This window comes from Pseudomonas sp. Nvir, from assembly GCF_963778085.1.
GTDB classification, from domain to species: domain Bacteria; phylum Pseudomonadota; class Gammaproteobacteria; order Pseudomonadales; family Pseudomonadaceae; genus Aquipseudomonas; species Aquipseudomonas juntendi.
This window is the reverse complement of record NZ_OY970405.1, coordinates 4,814,313-4,828,632: the sequence shown is the minus strand read 5'-3', so window position 1 is coordinate 4,828,632 and position 14,320 is coordinate 4,814,313. Positions and strand designations below refer to the sequence as shown.

Below are 14,320 nucleotides of genomic sequence, written 5' to 3'. Positions count from 1 at the left end.
TTCGCGTTTTGCCGTGACGGAGCCTTTTACCGTGCGCATCGCCTTTGCCGCGCTGGCCGCGCTATTGAGCCTGGCCGTGCAAGCCGCCCCCACAGCCGCGGTCAGTTTTGATCGCAGCCTGTGGCCCGAGCAACTGAACAGCCCGGCGTTGTTCGATGTGGCTTCGCGGGCGGAGATTCTGTCGTTCGCCCGGGTACTGCATGAAAGCGAGCTGCTCGATGATGCGACGCTGGCGGCGCGGCTGGGCTTGCGGCAGATCAACCTGCAGAAGGTTCGCCAACTGCGGGCGCGCATGTGGCAGCGGTTATGGGCAGGCTACCAACAGGCGCAACGCAGCTGCGAGCAGGATGCGTCGTTCTGCTATGCCGTTGAGTCCATGGCGGATCTGCGTACCCAGGCGGCGACGTTCGCCACCGATGTCGGCGCGTTCTATGCCGGGTGGGTAGAGCCCAGCCACCAGTTCCACAGCCGCTACCTGGACGAACAGCTGCGCAAAGCTGCGCTGCTGCCCCAGACCAGCAGCGAGGTGGAGCGGCTATCTGCACGGGAGCTCGATGGTGAACGCCTGAACGATCGCATGTTCCTGCTGACCTTCGTCGGTGGCCCGGGGCCTGACGGCGGCAGTACCGACCTGCTGGCCGATTACCTGCGCCGGCAAAAGCTGGCGGGTACCTTCTTCGTGCTTGGCAACCGCCTGCAGCAGCGCCGGGATGCCGGCATGCCGAACACCGTGGCCAGGCTTTATCGCGGCCAGTGCGTGGGTATTCAGGGCTGGGAGTACCGCTCGCATGCACAGTGGGTCGATTGGCAGGACTCGCTGCGGCGCAGCCAGGCCCGCGTCCAGGCCGACCTGCCGGAGCAGTACGTGCCGCTGTTCCGCCCCCCTTACGGGCAACGCCGGGCCGATGGCGAGGCGTTCATGGCCAGCCAGCAGTTGCGGGTGTCGTTGTGGGATATCGACGCGCAGGATGACACTGCACTGACTGCCGAAGCCTCGGCGCAACGCGTGCTGACCCTGATGCTGTTGTGGCGCAAGGGGGTTATCCAGCTGCATGACAGCCTGGCCAAGGCGCAACCGGCGGTGGAGTGGTTGCTGCGCAGTACCGCCCAGAGCGGTATCGGCTGGGAAGATTGCCGGGCCTATGGGTACAGCGAATAGAGGTACCACTTCTGAGCGTAGTCGTGTCTGGGCCTGCCGCCAAGGCCTTATCGTCAATCGGAAAAATAAACTTCAAAAACACGTAAAAATGCTTTTTCCGGTCATGGCTTTTGCGGTATGAAGAAACCAGACAGCCGATCCCTGCAGCACAGGTGGCGTCATCCAGACCCTCCTGGCCAGGTTGCTCCCCGCCCGTAACAACGCGGATACGGGGACACGGCAGTCACTCTGCGGCGTAACAGACCACGCCGTGCGGCTTCGACATAAGGTGACCGAGTATGGATGACCAAGGACGCACCCCTTCCTCCAGCAAGCCAATCCTCTATGTGCTCGATACCAACGTCCTGATTCACGACCCCAACGCATTACTCAACTTCGAGGAGCATCACGTCGCCATCCCGATGACGGTGCTGGAGGAACTCGACAAGCTCAAGACCGGTAAACAGACCATCGCCGCAGAGTGCCGGCAGGCCATCCGCCTGATCGACCAGACCCTCGGGGACGCTTCGCCCAGTGATGTCGAGCAGGGCGTGCCGATCCAGCGCAACAAGAGTGGGGCCAAAGGCTTTCTTTCGATCCTGATGAGCCCACGCAACGAGCCTGGCAAGTTGTTGCCGGAGCACCTCAACGACAACATCATCATCAACACCCTGCTGGACGTTCGCAGCCGGCGCCCCGACCTGGACGTGGTGCTGGTCACCAAAGACATCAACATGCGCTTGAAGGCGCGCGCTTGCGGCATCGCATCCGAGGACTACAGCACCGACCAACTGGTCGATGATGTGTCCTTGCTGTCCAAGGGCTACCACTCGGTCAGCGGTTCGTTCTGGGACCGGGTCAGCAAGGTCGATACCCGCCAGGAGCGCGGCCGGACCTGGCATCGTGTGCACATGATCGACACCCTGCCGGCCGTTCACGTCAACGAGTTCATCATTGACGACCAGGGCTTCGTCGGCTGGGTGAAGGGTATCCGCGACGACGAGTTGCTGCTGCTCGACCTGCACCAGGAGCCACTGCTGCACCAGGAGGCCTGGGGCCTGAAGCCGCGGGACATCCATCAGAGCCTGGCGCTGTTCGCCTTGCTCGACCCGGACATTCACCTGGTCAACCTGACCGGTGCTGCCGGTTCCGGCAAGACCATCCTGGCCCTGGCAGCTGCCATCGAGCAGACCATGGTCAGCAAACGCTACCGGCGCATCATCGCCACCCGCAGCGTGCAGGGGCTGGACCAGGAGATCGGCTTCCTGCCGGGTACCGAAGCAGAGAAGATGGAGCCGTGGCTGGGCGCCATTACCGACAACCTCGAAGCCTTGCACATGGATGATGAAAGCACCCATGGCAGCGTCGAATACATCCTCGAGCGCGTGCCGCTGCAGTTCAAGTCGTTGAACTACATTCGCGGCCGCAGCTTCCAGCAGAGCCTGATCCTGATCGACGAGTGCCAGAACCTGACGCCGCATCAGATGAAAACCATCATCACCCGTGCCGGTTCCGGGTCCAAGGTGGTCTGCCTGGGCAACCTGGCGCAGATCGATACCCCCTACCTGTCCGCGACCAGCTCGGGCCTGACCTACCTGACCGAGCGCTTCAAGGACTTCCCCCATGGCGTGCACATCACCCTGCAGGGTGTGCCACGCTCGGTACTGGCCGAGTACGCCGAGTCGCATCTGTAAAACCCTGTCGCCGGGCAGCCCGCTGCCCGGCATCTCCACGAGTGTGTTCATACAGCGGCCAGACCTGCCGACACATACCTCTGCTCAAACCTGACCCACAGGTTTACACTGCAGGCTCCCTTCACAGGAGCAGAGCAGTGCTGACACATCTTGATTCCCAGGGGCGGGCCAACATGGTCGACGTCACTGAAAAGGCCGTGACCGAGCGCGAGGCCACCGCCGAGGCGCGGGTGCGCATGTTGCCGCAGACCCTGCAGATGATCGTCGACGGCGAACACCCCAAGGGCGATGTGTTCGCCGTGGCGCGCATTGCCGGCATCCAGGCGGCGAAGAAGACCAGCGACCTGATACCGCTGTGCCACCCGCTGATGCTCACCAGCGTCAAGGTGGAACTCAGCGCGGAGGGCGAGAACGCGGTGCGGATCCTCGCCCGCTGCAAGCTGGCCGGGCAAACCGGTGTGGAAATGGAGGCACTGACCGCCGCTAGCGTCGCTGCGCTGACGATCTATGACATGTGCAAGGCTGTGGATAAAGGCATGGTCATCGAGCAGGTCCGCCTGCTGGAAAAGCTGGGCGGCAAGAGCGGCCACTACAAGGTGCAGGCGTGATGAAAGTCAAAGTGATGTACTTCGCGCGTTACCGTGAGTTGCTGGGCGTGGATGCCGAGCGGATGGAGGGTGAGTTCAAGGTTGTCGACGATGTGCGCCGGGCATTGCTGGGCAAGGGTGGGGCCTATGAACTGCTGGGCGAGCAGAACCTGATGTGCGCCCGCAACGAAGAACTGTGCAAGCTGGATGAGCCGTTGGAAGAGGGCGATGAAGTGGCGTTCTTCCCGCCGGTGACGGGGGGCTGAGCATGGCAGTGCGAGTGCAGGAACACGCGTTCGACCCGGGCGTCGAGACCAATGCCATGCATGCGGCCAACGTGGGGGTAGGCGCTGTGGTCGGCTTTGTCGGCTATGTGCGGGACTTCAATGATGGCCGCGAAGTGGCAGGCATGTTCCTTGAACACTATCCGGGCATGACCGAAAAGGCCCTGGCCAAGATCGTGGCCGAGGCCGAGCAGCGCTGGCCGTTGTTGAAAGTGCAGGTGTTGCACCGCGTCGGTGCGTTGGAGCCGGGTGAGCCAATCGTGTTCGTCGGCGTGGCCAGTGCCCATCGGCAGGCAGCGTTCGATGCCTGCAACTTCATCATGGACTACCTGAAGACCCGGGCACCGTTCTGGAAGAAGGAAAATACCCAGGAAGGGCCGAGGTGGGTGGAAGGCAGGCAGAGTGACCTGGATGCCGCAGGGCGCTGGTAGTCAAGGGGGCGCCCGCCGTTTGTAGGAGCGGCCTTGTGTCGCGATAGGGCCGCAAAGCGGCCCCGGCAATTGATGCGTTGAAGCTGAAATCCTAGGGCCGCTGTGCGGCCCTATCGCGACACAAGGCCGCTCCTACAGGGGGATATGTATTCCCAGCCACGGGTCAGTGATGCTTGCGCGGCACCGGCTTCAGCAGCTCATCCGGCGGCATCTCGCATTTGATCTTGCGCCCCAGCAGCTCTTCGATCGCCGGCAGCTGATACGAGTCATCTTCCCCGGCAAAGCTGATCGATACGCCATTGGTGCCGGCACGGCCGGTACGGCCAATGCGGTGCACGTAGTCGTCCGGGTCCTCTGGCAGGGTGAAGTTGATCACGTGGCTGATGCCGTCGATGTGGATCCCGCGCCCGGCCACGTCGGTGGCGACCAGAACGGTGATGCGCCCTTCGCGGAAGTTCTCCAGGGTACGAATACGCTTGTGTTGCGGCACGTCGCCCGACAATTGGGCGGCGTTGATGCCGTCGCGCACCAGTTTTTCCTCGATGCGCCGCACTTCGTCCTTGCGGTTGGCGAACACCATCACCCGTTCCCAGCGGTTCTGGGTCACCAGGTTGTACAGCAGCTTGTACTTGTCGCTGCCGGCCACCGCATAGACATGCTGCTCGACCGTTTCGCTGGCCACGTTCTCCGGTTCGATCTCGACGATGGCCGGGTTGGTGGTCCATTGCTTCGCCAGGTTCATCACGTCCTCGGTGAACGTGGCCGAGAACAGCAGGGTCTGGCGCTCGCTTTTGGGCGGCGTCTGGCGAATGATCTGGCGCACTTGCGGAATGAAGCCCATGTCGAGCATGCGGTCGGCTTCGTCCAGCACCATCACTTCAACCATGTCCAGGTGCACCTCGCCCCGCTGGTTGAAGTCCAGCAGGCGGCCCGGTGTAGCCACCAGGATGTCGCAGTGGCGCGCTTCCAGGGCCTTGAGCTGCTTGTCGAAGTCCATGCCGCCGACGAAGCTCATGACGTTCAGGCCGGTGTACTTGGTCAGCGCCGCAGCATCCTTGGCGATCTGTACCACCAGCTCGCGGGTTGGCGCGATGATCAGCGCCCGCGGCTCACCCATGTAGCGCTCTTTGGGTGCAGGGGTCTGCTGCAGCTGGGAAATGATCGAGATCAGAAACGCTGCGGTTTTGCCGGTGCCGGTCTGGGCACGGCCGATGGCATCCTGGCCACGCAGGGTGTAACCCAGCACCTGCGCCTGGATCGGCGTGCAGTAGGGGAAGCCCAGGTCGTGGATCGCGTGCATCACCTCGCTGGACAGCTTGAAGTCGTGGAAGCGGGTCTTGCCCTCCTGCGGCTCGACCACGAAGTCTTCCAGTTTCCACAGGCTGGCCTGGGGCTTGGGCTTGCGCTCGCGACGTGGTTTGTCCTTGGCCGGCTTGTCGGCCACTGGCGTTGCGGCAACAGGCGATTCTGCCTTGGGGGTAGGGTTGGCGCGTGGGGCCGCCGGTTGCGCCTCGCTGGCGGGTGCCGGCGCAGGCGGCGTCACACTGGCAGCAGGAGCGGCGGCCTGTGGTGCAGCCTCTCCCTTGCCGAATATTTTCTTGAGTGCCTTGAGCACGATCGTCTCATCAACTGATTAAGGAATGTACGCCGGGCAGTGTAATGCAAGAATCGGGCGTGGCGTAGTGGAATAGCCTTACAACTACAGGCGGCCTTGGCTCATTGCAGTTGCTTTGCCAGCCAGTCGTGGATGTCGCTCAACTCTTCGACCACTACCTCGTGTTCCATTGGATATTCGTGCCAGCGGGCAGCTACGCCCCAGGTGTTCAGGTACTCGAAGGCGGTGCGGCCCATGGCCGGGATCACCACCGGGTCGTGCACGCCATGCAGGCACAGGGCCGGGGTGCGTTGCTGGCAGGCACTGAGCTGGTGTTGGTCATTGAAGGTGGGGGCGTAGGTGGACAGGGCGATGACCCCACCCAGCGCCTCTTGCCACTTTATATAGGCAGTGTGCAACACCACCGCGCCGCCCTGGGAGAAACCGGCGAGGAAGATGCGCGACAAGCTGACGCCTTTGGCCTGCTCCGCCTTGATCAGCGCCACCACTTGCTCGGCCGACTCCTCCAACTGAGCCTCGTCTATGGCGCGGGCCGGGGTCATGGCCTTGATGTCGTACCAGCTGGGCATGGCATAGCCGCCATTGATGGTCACCGGGCGGGTGGGTGCCTGGGGCATCACGAAGCGAGTGCTGGTCAAACGCTCCTGCATGAATTCGGCTACGGGTAGGAAGTCGTAACGGTCGGCTCCCAAGCCGTGCAACCAGATCACACAGGCATCAGCGGTTTTCTGTGGTTCGAGAATCAGCGGGTTGGTCATGACTGCTCCGAAAGAGTGCGGGTGATCGTGTTGTGTGCGTTAAAAAAAAGCGCTGTACAGGATTGCCTGAAAAAGAATGTCGCAACGATACAACTTTCCCTACTTGACGAACGCTTAAACGCTCCAGCCAAAACATTTGGTACGCGCTTTGCAGTTCAAGGTGCGATGCAAAGGGCGGGCCGTGACGGTAACACCCTTTGTACGCGAAGGCTGTCATAGAACAGCCCATTGCGCCAATTGACCCAATAACTAGCCAATACGGGTCGGACATGCCTCAAAAGGGTGCGGTGCAATTCCGGCTCGATACAACAAGAGCGATTTGGAGGTTGTGAATGAAAGTGTTGAAAACCACCCTGGCAGTCCTGACCGCTGCCGCCGCGCTGGGCGCCGTGAGCAATGCCCAGGCCGGCGCCACCCTTGATGCGGTAAAGAAGAAGGGCTTCGTCCAGTGTGGCGTGAGCGACGGTCTTCCAGGCTTCTCGGTACCTGATGCACAAGGCAAGATCATCGGTATCGACGCCGATGTCTGCCGCGCCGTGGCCGCTGCCGTGTTCGGCGACGCCAACAAGGTCAAGTTCAGCCAGCTCAACGCCAAGGAACGCTTCACGGCCCTGCAATCGGGTGAAGTTGACGTGCTGTCGCGCAACACCACCTGGACCAGCTCGCGCGATGCCGGCATGGGCCTGGTGTTCACCGGTGTCACCTACTATGACGGCGTCGGTTTCCTGGTCAACAAGAAGCTCGGTGTTTCCAGTGCCAAGGAGCTCGATGGCGCGACCATCTGCATCCAGGCAGGGACTACCACCGAACTGAACGTGTCGGACTTCTTCCGGGCCAATGGCCTGAAGTACACCCCGATCACCTTCGATACCTCTGACGAAAGCGCCAAGTCGCTGGAGTCCGGTCGTTGCGATGTGTTGACGTCCGACAAGTCGCAGCTGTTTGCCCAGCGCTCCAAGCTGGCCGCACCGACCGAATATGTGGTGCTGCCGGAAACCATCTCCAAGGAGCCACTCGGCCCGGTGGTGCGCAAAGGCGACGAAGACTGGTTCAGCATCGTCAAGTGGACCCTGTTCGCCATGCTCAACGCCGAAGAGGCGGGCATCACCTCGAAGAACGTCGAGGCTGAAGCCAAAGCTACCAAGAACCCTGACGTGGCCCGCTTGCTGGGTGCGGACGGCGAGTACGGCAAGGACCTCAAGCTGCCCAAAGACTGGGTAGTGCAGATCGTCAAGCAAGTCGGCAACTACGGCGAAGTGTTCGAGAAGAACCTGGGCCAAGGTACCGACCTGAAGATCGACCGTGGCATGAACGCCCTGTGGAACAACGGCGGCATCCAGTACGCGCCACCTGTGCGCTGATGGCTGCACCCTGCGGCGGCATCCGGCCGCCGCAGGTTGTTCGAATCCCTATTTTCCGGGGCACTTCATGCAAAATCATATTGGCGCACAAAAGGGTTTATCCCTGAGCGATCCACGTGTGCGCGCGTGGCTGTTCCAGATTCTCACCATCGTTTTCGTGGTCGGTCTGGGCTGGTACCTGTTTCACAATACGCAAACCAACCTGCAACACCGGGGTATCACCTCGGGCTTCGACTTCCTCGATCGCAGTGCCGGCTTCGGCATCGCCCAGCACCTGATCCCCTATGTGGAATCGGACAGCTATGCACGGGTGTTCGTCATCGGCCTGCTCAACACCCTGCTGGTCACCTTCATTGGCGTCATCCTGGCGACCATCCTGGGTTTCATCATCGGTGTGGCACGCTTGTCGCCGAACTGGATGATCAACAAGCTGGCGACGGTGTACGTGGAGACCTTCCGCAACATTCCGCCGCTGCTGCAGATCCTGTTCTGGTACTTCGCCGTATTCCTGACCCTGCCGGGACCGCGGGGCAGCATCAACCTCAACGACCTGTTCTTCATCAGCAACCGTGGCCTGAACATGCCTGGTGCCTCCATGGCGGACGGTTTCTGGCCATTTGTCGCGGCGTTGGCGGTGGCGGTGGGGGCGGTCTGGCTGATGGTGCGCCTGGCCAACAAACGCTTCGACGAGACCGGTGTACCGTTCCACAAGTTCTGGGCCGCGCTGGCGCTGTTGCTGGTCATTCCAGGCCTGAGCGTGCTGCTGTTCGGCTGCCCGGTCACGTGGGAGGCACCGCAGCTCAAGGGCTTCAACTTCGTCGGTGGCTGGGTGCTGATCCCCGAATTGCTGGCGCTGACCCTGGCGCTGACGATCTATACCGCCGCCTTCATCGCCGAGATCGTGCGCTCGGGCATCCGTTCGGTCAGCCACGGCCAGACCGAGGCGGCGCGCTCGCTGGGGCTGCGCGAAGGGCCAACCTTGCGCAAGGTGATCATCCCCCAGGCCTTGCGGGTGATCATTCCGCCACTGACCAGCCAGTACCTGAACCTGGCGAAGAACTCGTCGCTGGCGGCCGGCATCGGCTACCCGGAGATGGTCTCGCTGTTCGCCGGTACCGTGCTCAACCAGACCGGCCAGGCCATCGAGGTGATCGCCATCACCATGAGTGTCTATCTCGCCATCAGCATCAGCATTTCGCTGCTGATGAACTGGTACAACAAGCGCATTGCGCTGATCGAGCGGTGAGGATACGCCTGTGAATGCCCATGTTTTCAAACCCGATATGCCGCCACCGGTGAAAACCGTCGGCGTACTCGCATGGATGCGTACCAACCTGTTCTCCAGCTGGTTGAACACCCTGTTGACCCTGTTTGCCCTCTACCTGATCTGGCTGATCGTGCCACCGCTGTTGCAGTGGGCACTGATCGACGCCAACTGGGTTGGCACCACCCGCGCCGACTGCACCAAGGACGGCGCCTGCTGGGTGTTCGTGCAGCAGCGCTTCGGCCAGTTCATGTACGGCTACTACCCCGTCGAGCTGCGCTGGCGGGTCGACCTGACGGTATGGCTGGCAGTGCTTGGCGCAGCGCCGTTGTTCATCAAGCGCTTCCCGCGCAAGGCCCTCTATGGCCTGGGCTTCCTGGTGCTTTACCCGCTGCTGGCCTACACCTTGTTGCACGGTGGCCTGCTGGGCCTGAGCAACGTGTCCACCAGCCAGTGGGGCGGGCTGATGCTGACCTTGGTGATCGCCACCGTGGGCATCGTCGGCGCTTTGCCCCTGGGCATTCTGCTGGCCTTGGGGCGGCGTTCGAGGATGCCGGCGGTGAAGGTGGTGTGCGTGACCTTCATCGAGTTCTGGCGCGGCGTGCCGCTGATCACCGTGCTGTTCATGTCTTCGGTGATGCTGCCGTTGTTCCTGCCTGAGGGCATGAGCTTCGACAAGCTGCTGCGGGCGATGATCGGCGTGATCCTGTTCCAGTCGGCCTATGTCGCCGAAGTGGTACGCGGTGGCCTGCAAGCCATCCCCAAGGGCCAGTACGAAGCGGCCGCAGCCATGGGCCTGGGGTACTGGCGGGCGATGGGCCTGGTGATCCTGCCGCAGGCGCTCAAGCTGGTGATCCCTGGCATCGTCAACACCTTCATTGCCCTGTTCAAGGACACCAGCCTGGTGATCATCATCGGCCTGTTCGACCTGCTGAACAGTGTCAAGCAAGCCGCCGCCGACCCGGCCTGGCTGGGTATGGCTACCGAGGGCTACGTTTTCGCTGCTCTGGTGTTCTGGATTTTCTGTTTCGGTATGTCCCGCTACTCCATGCACCTGGAGCGCAAGCTGGACACTGGCCACAAGCGTTAGGAGTTTCGAAATGAGTGAAGCGATCAAGCAGCCTGCCGGCCCCGAAGGGATCATCCAGATGCAGGGTGTGAACAAGTGGTACGGTCAGTTCCATGTGCTCAAGGACATCAACCTCAATGTTCGCCAGGGCGAGCGTATCGTGCTGTGCGGGCCGTCCGGCTCGGGCAAGTCCACCACCATCCGTTGCCTCAACCGCCTGGAAGAACACCAGCAGGGGCGCATCGTGGTCGATGGCGTGGAGCTGACCAACGACCTCAAGCAGATCGAGGCGATCCGCCGTGAAGTGGGCATGGTGTTCCAGCACTTCAACCTGTTCCCGCACCTGAGCATTCTGGAGAACTGCACCTTGGCGCCGATGTGGGTGCGCAAGATGCCGCGCCGCAAGGCCGAAGAGATTGCCATGCATTACCTGGAGCGGGTACGTATCCCGGAGCAGGCGCACAAGTACCCGGGGCAGTTGTCTGGTGGCCAGCAGCAGCGCGTGGCGATTGCCCGGGCGTTGTGCATGAAGCCGAAAATCATGCTGTTCGACGAACCCACTTCGGCCCTGGACCCGGAGATGGTCAAGGAAGTGCTCGATACCATGGTGGGTCTGGCCGAAGATGGCATGACCATGCTCTGCGTGACCCACGAGATGGGCTTTGCCCGCACCGTGGCCAACCGGGTGATCTTCATGGATAAAGGTGAAATCGTCGAGCAGGCGGCACCGGATGACTTCTTCGACCGGCCGCGTAGCGACCGGACCAAGTTGTTCCTCAGCCAGATCCTGCATTGATACAGCCGGGGCCGCAAAGCGGCCCCGATGTTTACTTCTCTTCTTGTGGGGCAGCGGGTGCCGGTGGCGGCCGCAGCCCCACCTCGGCCACCAGTTTGAGCTGCTGCCCGTTACGCATCACCTCGATGGTGATCTTTTCGTTCGGTTTGATCCGCGCCACCTGGTTCATCGACTTGCGCCCGTCACCTGCCGGTTCGCCGTTGATGCTCAAGATCACGTCCCCCAGCTGCAGCCCGGCCTTGGCCGCCGGCCCTTCGCGGAAGATGCCTGCAACCACGATGCCTGGGCGGTCCTTCATGCCGAACGACTCGGCCAGTTCCTGGCTCAGTGGCTGCACTTCGATACCCAGCCAGCCGCGGATCACCTGGCCGTGCTCGACAATCGACTTCATCACCTCCAGTGCCAGCTTGACCGGGATGGCGAAGCCAATGCCCTGCGAGCCACCAGACTTGGAGAAAATGGCCGTGTTGATGCCGACCAGGTTGCCGTTGGCATCGACCAGCGCACCACCGGAGTTGCCCGGGTTGATCGCGGCGTCGGTCTGGATGAAGTCTTCGTAGTTGTTCAGGCCCAACTGGTTGCGGCCGGTGGCGCTGATGATGCCCATGGTCACGGTCTGGCCAACGCCGAACGGGTTGCCGATGGCCAGCGTCACGTCACCGATATGGATGGTGTCGGAGCGGCCAATGGTGATGGCGGGCAGGTTCTTCAGGTCGATCTTCAATACCGCCAGGTCGGTCTCCGGGTCGCTGCCAATGACCCGGGCCAGGGTCTCGCGGCCATCCTTCAAGGCCACCACGATCTGGTCGGCGCCACTGGTGACGTGGTTGTTGGTCAGCAGATAGCCCTCGGGGCTCATGATCACTGCCGAGCCCAGGCTCGATTCCCAGCGGCGCTGCTTGGGCAGGTTGTCGCCGAAGAAGCGGCGGAACTGCGGGTCTTCGAACAGCGGGTGGGCGCTCTTGTTGACCACCTTGGTGGTGTACAGGTTGACCACCGCCGGGGCCGCGAGGGTCACGGCGTCGGCGTAGGATACCGGGCCCTGCATGATCTTCGTGGTCTGCGGTGCCTGCTGCAGGTTGACGTCCTGGCTGGGCAGGCCGACCCATTCCGGAAACCGCTGGATGATCAGCACGGCGATCAATACGCCGGTAAGCAGGGGCCAGCCAAAGTAACGCAAAGCCTTGAACATGAACGAGTCCTGAAAAGAGCGGGGGCCAGTGGCCGCGCGGTGGGGCATGAGCGCGCGCGATCATACACCGGTTCCCCCAGTGCCGGCGACGGCCCATAATGGCCGGCATTATACGGGCGTTCCCTGTGCGTTGTGCCTGGGGAGTGTGCAGTTTTCGAGGAGATTTTCATGGCCGTCGCGCTAAACACCCTGGTTGAAGAAGCCGAGCGTTACCTGGGCAGCGCCAGGATCCAGGACTACTGCCCCAATGGCCTGCAGGTCGAAGGCCGGCCGCAGGTCAGCCGTATCGTCAGCGGTGTCACCGCCAGCCAGGCGTTGCTGGATGCCGCGGTCGAGGCCGAAGCCGACCTGGTGCTGGTGCACCACGGCTACTTCTGGAAGGGCGAAAACCCCTGCATCACCGGCATCCGCCAACGCCGCCTGAAAACCTTGCTGAACAACGACATCAGCCTGCTGGCATTCCACTTGCCGCTGGATGTACACCCTGAGGTGGGCAACAACGTGCAGCTGGCGCGGCAACTGGAGATTACCGTCGAAGGGCCGCTTGACCCGGAGAACCCCAAGGTGGTCGGGCTGGTCGGTTCGCTGGCCGAGCCGGTGACCGCCCGCGATTTTGCCCGGCGCGTGCAGGAGGTGCTGGGGCGTGAGCCGCTGCTGGTCGAAGGCGACGAAATGATCCGCCGGGTCGGCTGGTGTACCGGGGGCGGGCAGGGCTATATCGACACGGCGATTGCCGCCGGGGTAGACCTGTACCTGACCGGTGAGGCATCGGAGCAGACCTACCACAGTGCGCGGGAGAATGGCGTCAGCTTCATCGCTGCCGGGCACCATGCCACCGAGCGGTATGGGGTGCAGGCGCTGGGTGATTACCTGGCGCGGCGGTTTGCCGTGGAACACCTGTTCATCGATTGCCCGAACCCGATCTGACCTCACTGGCCCCTTCGCGGGCACGCCCGCTCCCACAGGGGATCGCGCATTTCTCGAGTTCAGCGGCAAACGTGTGGGAGCGGGCGTGCCCGCGAAGGGCTGCAAAGCAGCCCCAGTAACGCTTAATTGAACAGGCATCAGCCTAACACCCAGTCATATCGTTAGACTTTTTCGATCTAGCTGGCCGCCTAAATAGAAGCAGCCGCTGTGATACAGTGACCCGCTCGAACACGGCCCGCAGGCCGTCCATAAGATCGTTTTTCGTGAGTAGCCATGGTCGACAAACTGACGCACTTGAAACAGCTGGAGGCGGAAAGCATCCACATCATCCGCGAGGTGGCCGCCGAGTTCGACAACCCGGTGATGCTGTACTCGATCGGCAAGGATTCCGCCGTGATGCTGCACCTGGCGCGCAAGGCCTTTTTCCCGGGCAAGCTGCCGTTCCCGGTCATGCACGTCGACACCCAGTGGAAATTCCAGGAGATGTACAGGTTCCGCGACAAGATGGTCGAGGAAATGGGCCTGGAGCTGATCACCCACGTCAACCCCGAGGGTGTGGCGCAGGGCATCAACCCGTTCACCCATGGCAGCTCCAAGCACACCGACATCATGAAGACCCAGGGCCTGAAACAGGCGCTGGACAAGCATGGTTTCGACGCCGCCTTTGGTGGTGCTCGCCGCGACGAAGAGAAGTCGCGGGCCAAGGAGCGTGTGTACTCGTTCCGTGACAGCAAGCACCGCTGGGACCCGAAGAACCAGCGCCCCGAGCTGTGGAACGTGTACAACGGCAAGGTCAACAAAGGTGAGTCGATCCGCGTCTTCCCGCTGTCGAACTGGACCGAACTGGACATCTGGCAGTACATCTACCTCGAAGGCATCCCGATCGTGCCGCTGTACTTCGCTGCCGAGCGTGAAGTCATCGAGAAGAACGGCACCCTGATCATGATCGACGACGAGCGCATCCTCGAACACCTCTCCGAGGAAGAGAAAGCCCGCATCGTCAAGAAGAAGGTGCGTTTCCGTACCCTCGGCTGCTACCCGCTCACGGGCGCTGTCGAGTCGGAGGCCGAAACGCTCACCGACATCATTCAGGAAATGCTCCTGACGCGCACTTCCGAGCGCCAGGGCCGGGTCATCGACCACGATGGCGCCGGTTCCATGGAAGACAAGAAACGTCAGGGCTACTTCTAATTTTCAGGGTTAC

14 protein-coding genes are annotated in these 14,320 nt (G+C 62.1%); 11 read left to right on the top strand and 3 right to left on the bottom strand.

Annotated elements, in window-relative coordinates; genetic code table 11:
• Positions 1–31 precede the first annotated feature (31 nt).
• From AACG97_RS23210 to moaE, 5 genes are all read left to right on the top strand, one after another.
• Entirely contained in the window at positions 32–1,159 is a 1,128-nt protein-coding gene (locus tag AACG97_RS23210) for a polysaccharide deacetylase family protein (RefSeq protein WP_009684457.1), read from the top strand.
• A gap of 278 nt (positions 1,160–1,437) precedes the next feature.
• On the top strand, positions 1,438–2,832 hold the full coding sequence (locus AACG97_RS23205) for a PhoH family protein (RefSeq protein ID WP_009684456.1): 1,395 nt from the start codon (positions 1,438–1,440) through the stop codon (positions 2,830–2,832).
• Positions 2,833–2,969: 137 nt separating this feature from the next.
• Positions 2,970–3,440 carry a cyclic pyranopterin monophosphate synthase MoaC gene (moaC, locus tag AACG97_RS23200; protein ID WP_009684455.1) on the top strand — a complete coding sequence of 157 codons (471 nt, stop codon included), beginning with the start codon at positions 2,970–2,972 and terminating at the stop codon, positions 3,438–3,440.
• Positions 3,440–3,685: a molybdopterin converting factor subunit 1 gene (gene moaD / locus AACG97_RS23195; protein WP_009684454.1), complete on the top strand. Its 246-nt coding sequence runs from the start codon at positions 3,440–3,442 to the stop codon at positions 3,683–3,685. Before moaC ends, moaD begins: the two co-directional genes overlap by 1 nt.
• A 2-nt stretch (positions 3,686–3,687) precedes the next feature.
• On the top strand, positions 3,688–4,134 hold the full coding sequence (gene moaE, locus AACG97_RS23190; RefSeq protein WP_029887283.1) for a molybdopterin synthase catalytic subunit MoaE: 447 nt from the start codon (positions 3,688–3,690) through the stop codon (positions 4,132–4,134).
• A 163-nt stretch (positions 4,135–4,297) separates the two neighbouring features.
• On the opposite strand, the gene rhlB is transcribed toward moaE, so the two are convergent.
• Complete coding sequence (rhlB, locus tag AACG97_RS23185) at positions 4,298–5,749, bottom strand: ATP-dependent RNA helicase RhlB (RefSeq protein WP_009684452.1); 1,452 nt, start codon at positions 5,747–5,749, stop codon at positions 4,298–4,300.
• 101 nt (positions 5,750–5,850) lie between these two features.
• Positions 5,851–6,507: an alpha/beta hydrolase gene (locus AACG97_RS23180; RefSeq protein WP_009684451.1), complete on the bottom strand. Its 657-nt coding sequence runs from the start codon at positions 6,505–6,507 to the stop codon at positions 5,851–5,853.
• Between the two features lie 332 nt (positions 6,508–6,839).
• On the opposite strand from AACG97_RS23180, the gene AACG97_RS23175 reads away from it, so the two are divergent.
• The 4 genes from AACG97_RS23175 to AACG97_RS23160 all read left to right on the top strand — a co-directional run bounded on the left by AACG97_RS23175 (position 6,840) and on the right by AACG97_RS23160 (position 10,997).
• The gene (locus AACG97_RS23175; protein WP_009684450.1) at positions 6,840–7,868 is read left to right on the top strand and encodes an amino acid ABC transporter substrate-binding protein; all 1,029 of its coding nucleotides are present in this window, start codon (positions 6,840–6,842) and stop codon (positions 7,866–7,868) included.
• Between the two features lie 67 nt (positions 7,869–7,935).
• Positions 7,936–9,114 (top strand): amino acid ABC transporter permease, encoded by a 1,179-nt coding sequence (locus AACG97_RS23170; protein ID WP_009684449.1) that lies wholly within the window; start codon positions 7,936–7,938, stop codon positions 9,112–9,114.
• Positions 9,115–9,124: 10 nt separating this feature from the next.
• Positions 9,125–10,222, top strand: a complete 1,098-nt coding sequence (locus AACG97_RS23165; RefSeq protein WP_009684448.1) for an amino acid ABC transporter permease — start codon at positions 9,125–9,127, stop codon at positions 10,220–10,222.
• A 10-nt stretch (positions 10,223–10,232) separates the two neighbouring features.
• The gene (locus AACG97_RS23160; protein WP_003251792.1) at positions 10,233–10,997 is read left to right on the top strand and encodes an amino acid ABC transporter ATP-binding protein; all 765 of its coding nucleotides are present in this window, start codon (positions 10,233–10,235) and stop codon (positions 10,995–10,997) included.
• 31 nt (positions 10,998–11,028) lie between these two features.
• On the opposite strand, the gene algW is transcribed toward AACG97_RS23160, so the two are convergent.
• Positions 11,029–12,189, bottom strand: coding sequence for a Do family serine endopeptidase AlgW (gene algW / locus AACG97_RS23155; RefSeq protein WP_009684447.1), 1,161 nt, complete (start codon positions 12,187–12,189; stop codon positions 11,029–11,031).
• A 168-nt stretch (positions 12,190–12,357) separates the two neighbouring features.
• On the opposite strand from algW, the gene AACG97_RS23150 reads away from it, so the two are divergent.
• Positions 12,358–13,116, top strand: coding sequence for a Nif3-like dinuclear metal center hexameric protein (locus tag AACG97_RS23150; RefSeq protein WP_009684446.1), 759 nt, complete (start codon positions 12,358–12,360; stop codon positions 13,114–13,116).
• 273 nt (positions 13,117–13,389) lie between these two features.
• A complete protein-coding gene (cysD, locus tag AACG97_RS23145; protein ID WP_009684445.1) occupies positions 13,390–14,307 on the top strand; it encodes a sulfate adenylyltransferase subunit CysD in 918 nt (305 codons plus the stop codon).
• Positions 14,308–14,320: the final 13 nt, after the last annotated feature.

Coding starts and splice junctions, on each gene's coding strand:
- AACG97_RS23205 (WP_009684456.1), top strand. CDS start 1,438: ATGGATGACCAAGGACGCACCCCTTCCTCCAGCAAGCCAATCCTCTAT.
- moaD (WP_009684454.1), top strand. CDS start 3,440: ATGAAAGTCAAAGTGATGTACTTCGCGCGTTACCGTGAGTTGCTGGGC.
- moaE (WP_029887283.1), top strand. CDS start 3,688: ATGGCAGTGCGAGTGCAGGAACACGCGTTCGACCCGGGCGTCGAGACC.
- AACG97_RS23180 (WP_009684451.1), bottom strand. CDS start 6,507: ATGACCAACCCGCTGATTCTCGAACCACAGAAAACCGCTGATGCCTGT.
- AACG97_RS23175 (WP_009684450.1), top strand. CDS start 6,840: ATGAAAGTGTTGAAAACCACCCTGGCAGTCCTGACCGCTGCCGCCGCG.
- AACG97_RS23170 (WP_009684449.1), top strand. CDS start 7,936: ATGCAAAATCATATTGGCGCACAAAAGGGTTTATCCCTGAGCGATCCA.
- AACG97_RS23160 (WP_003251792.1), top strand. CDS start 10,233: ATGAGTGAAGCGATCAAGCAGCCTGCCGGCCCCGAAGGGATCATCCAG.
- algW (WP_009684447.1), bottom strand. CDS start 12,189: ATGTTCAAGGCTTTGCGTTACTTTGGCTGGCCCCTGCTTACCGGCGTA.
- AACG97_RS23150 (WP_009684446.1), top strand. CDS start 12,358: ATGGCCGTCGCGCTAAACACCCTGGTTGAAGAAGCCGAGCGTTACCTG.
- cysD (WP_009684445.1), top strand. CDS start 13,390: ATGGTCGACAAACTGACGCACTTGAAACAGCTGGAGGCGGAAAGCATC.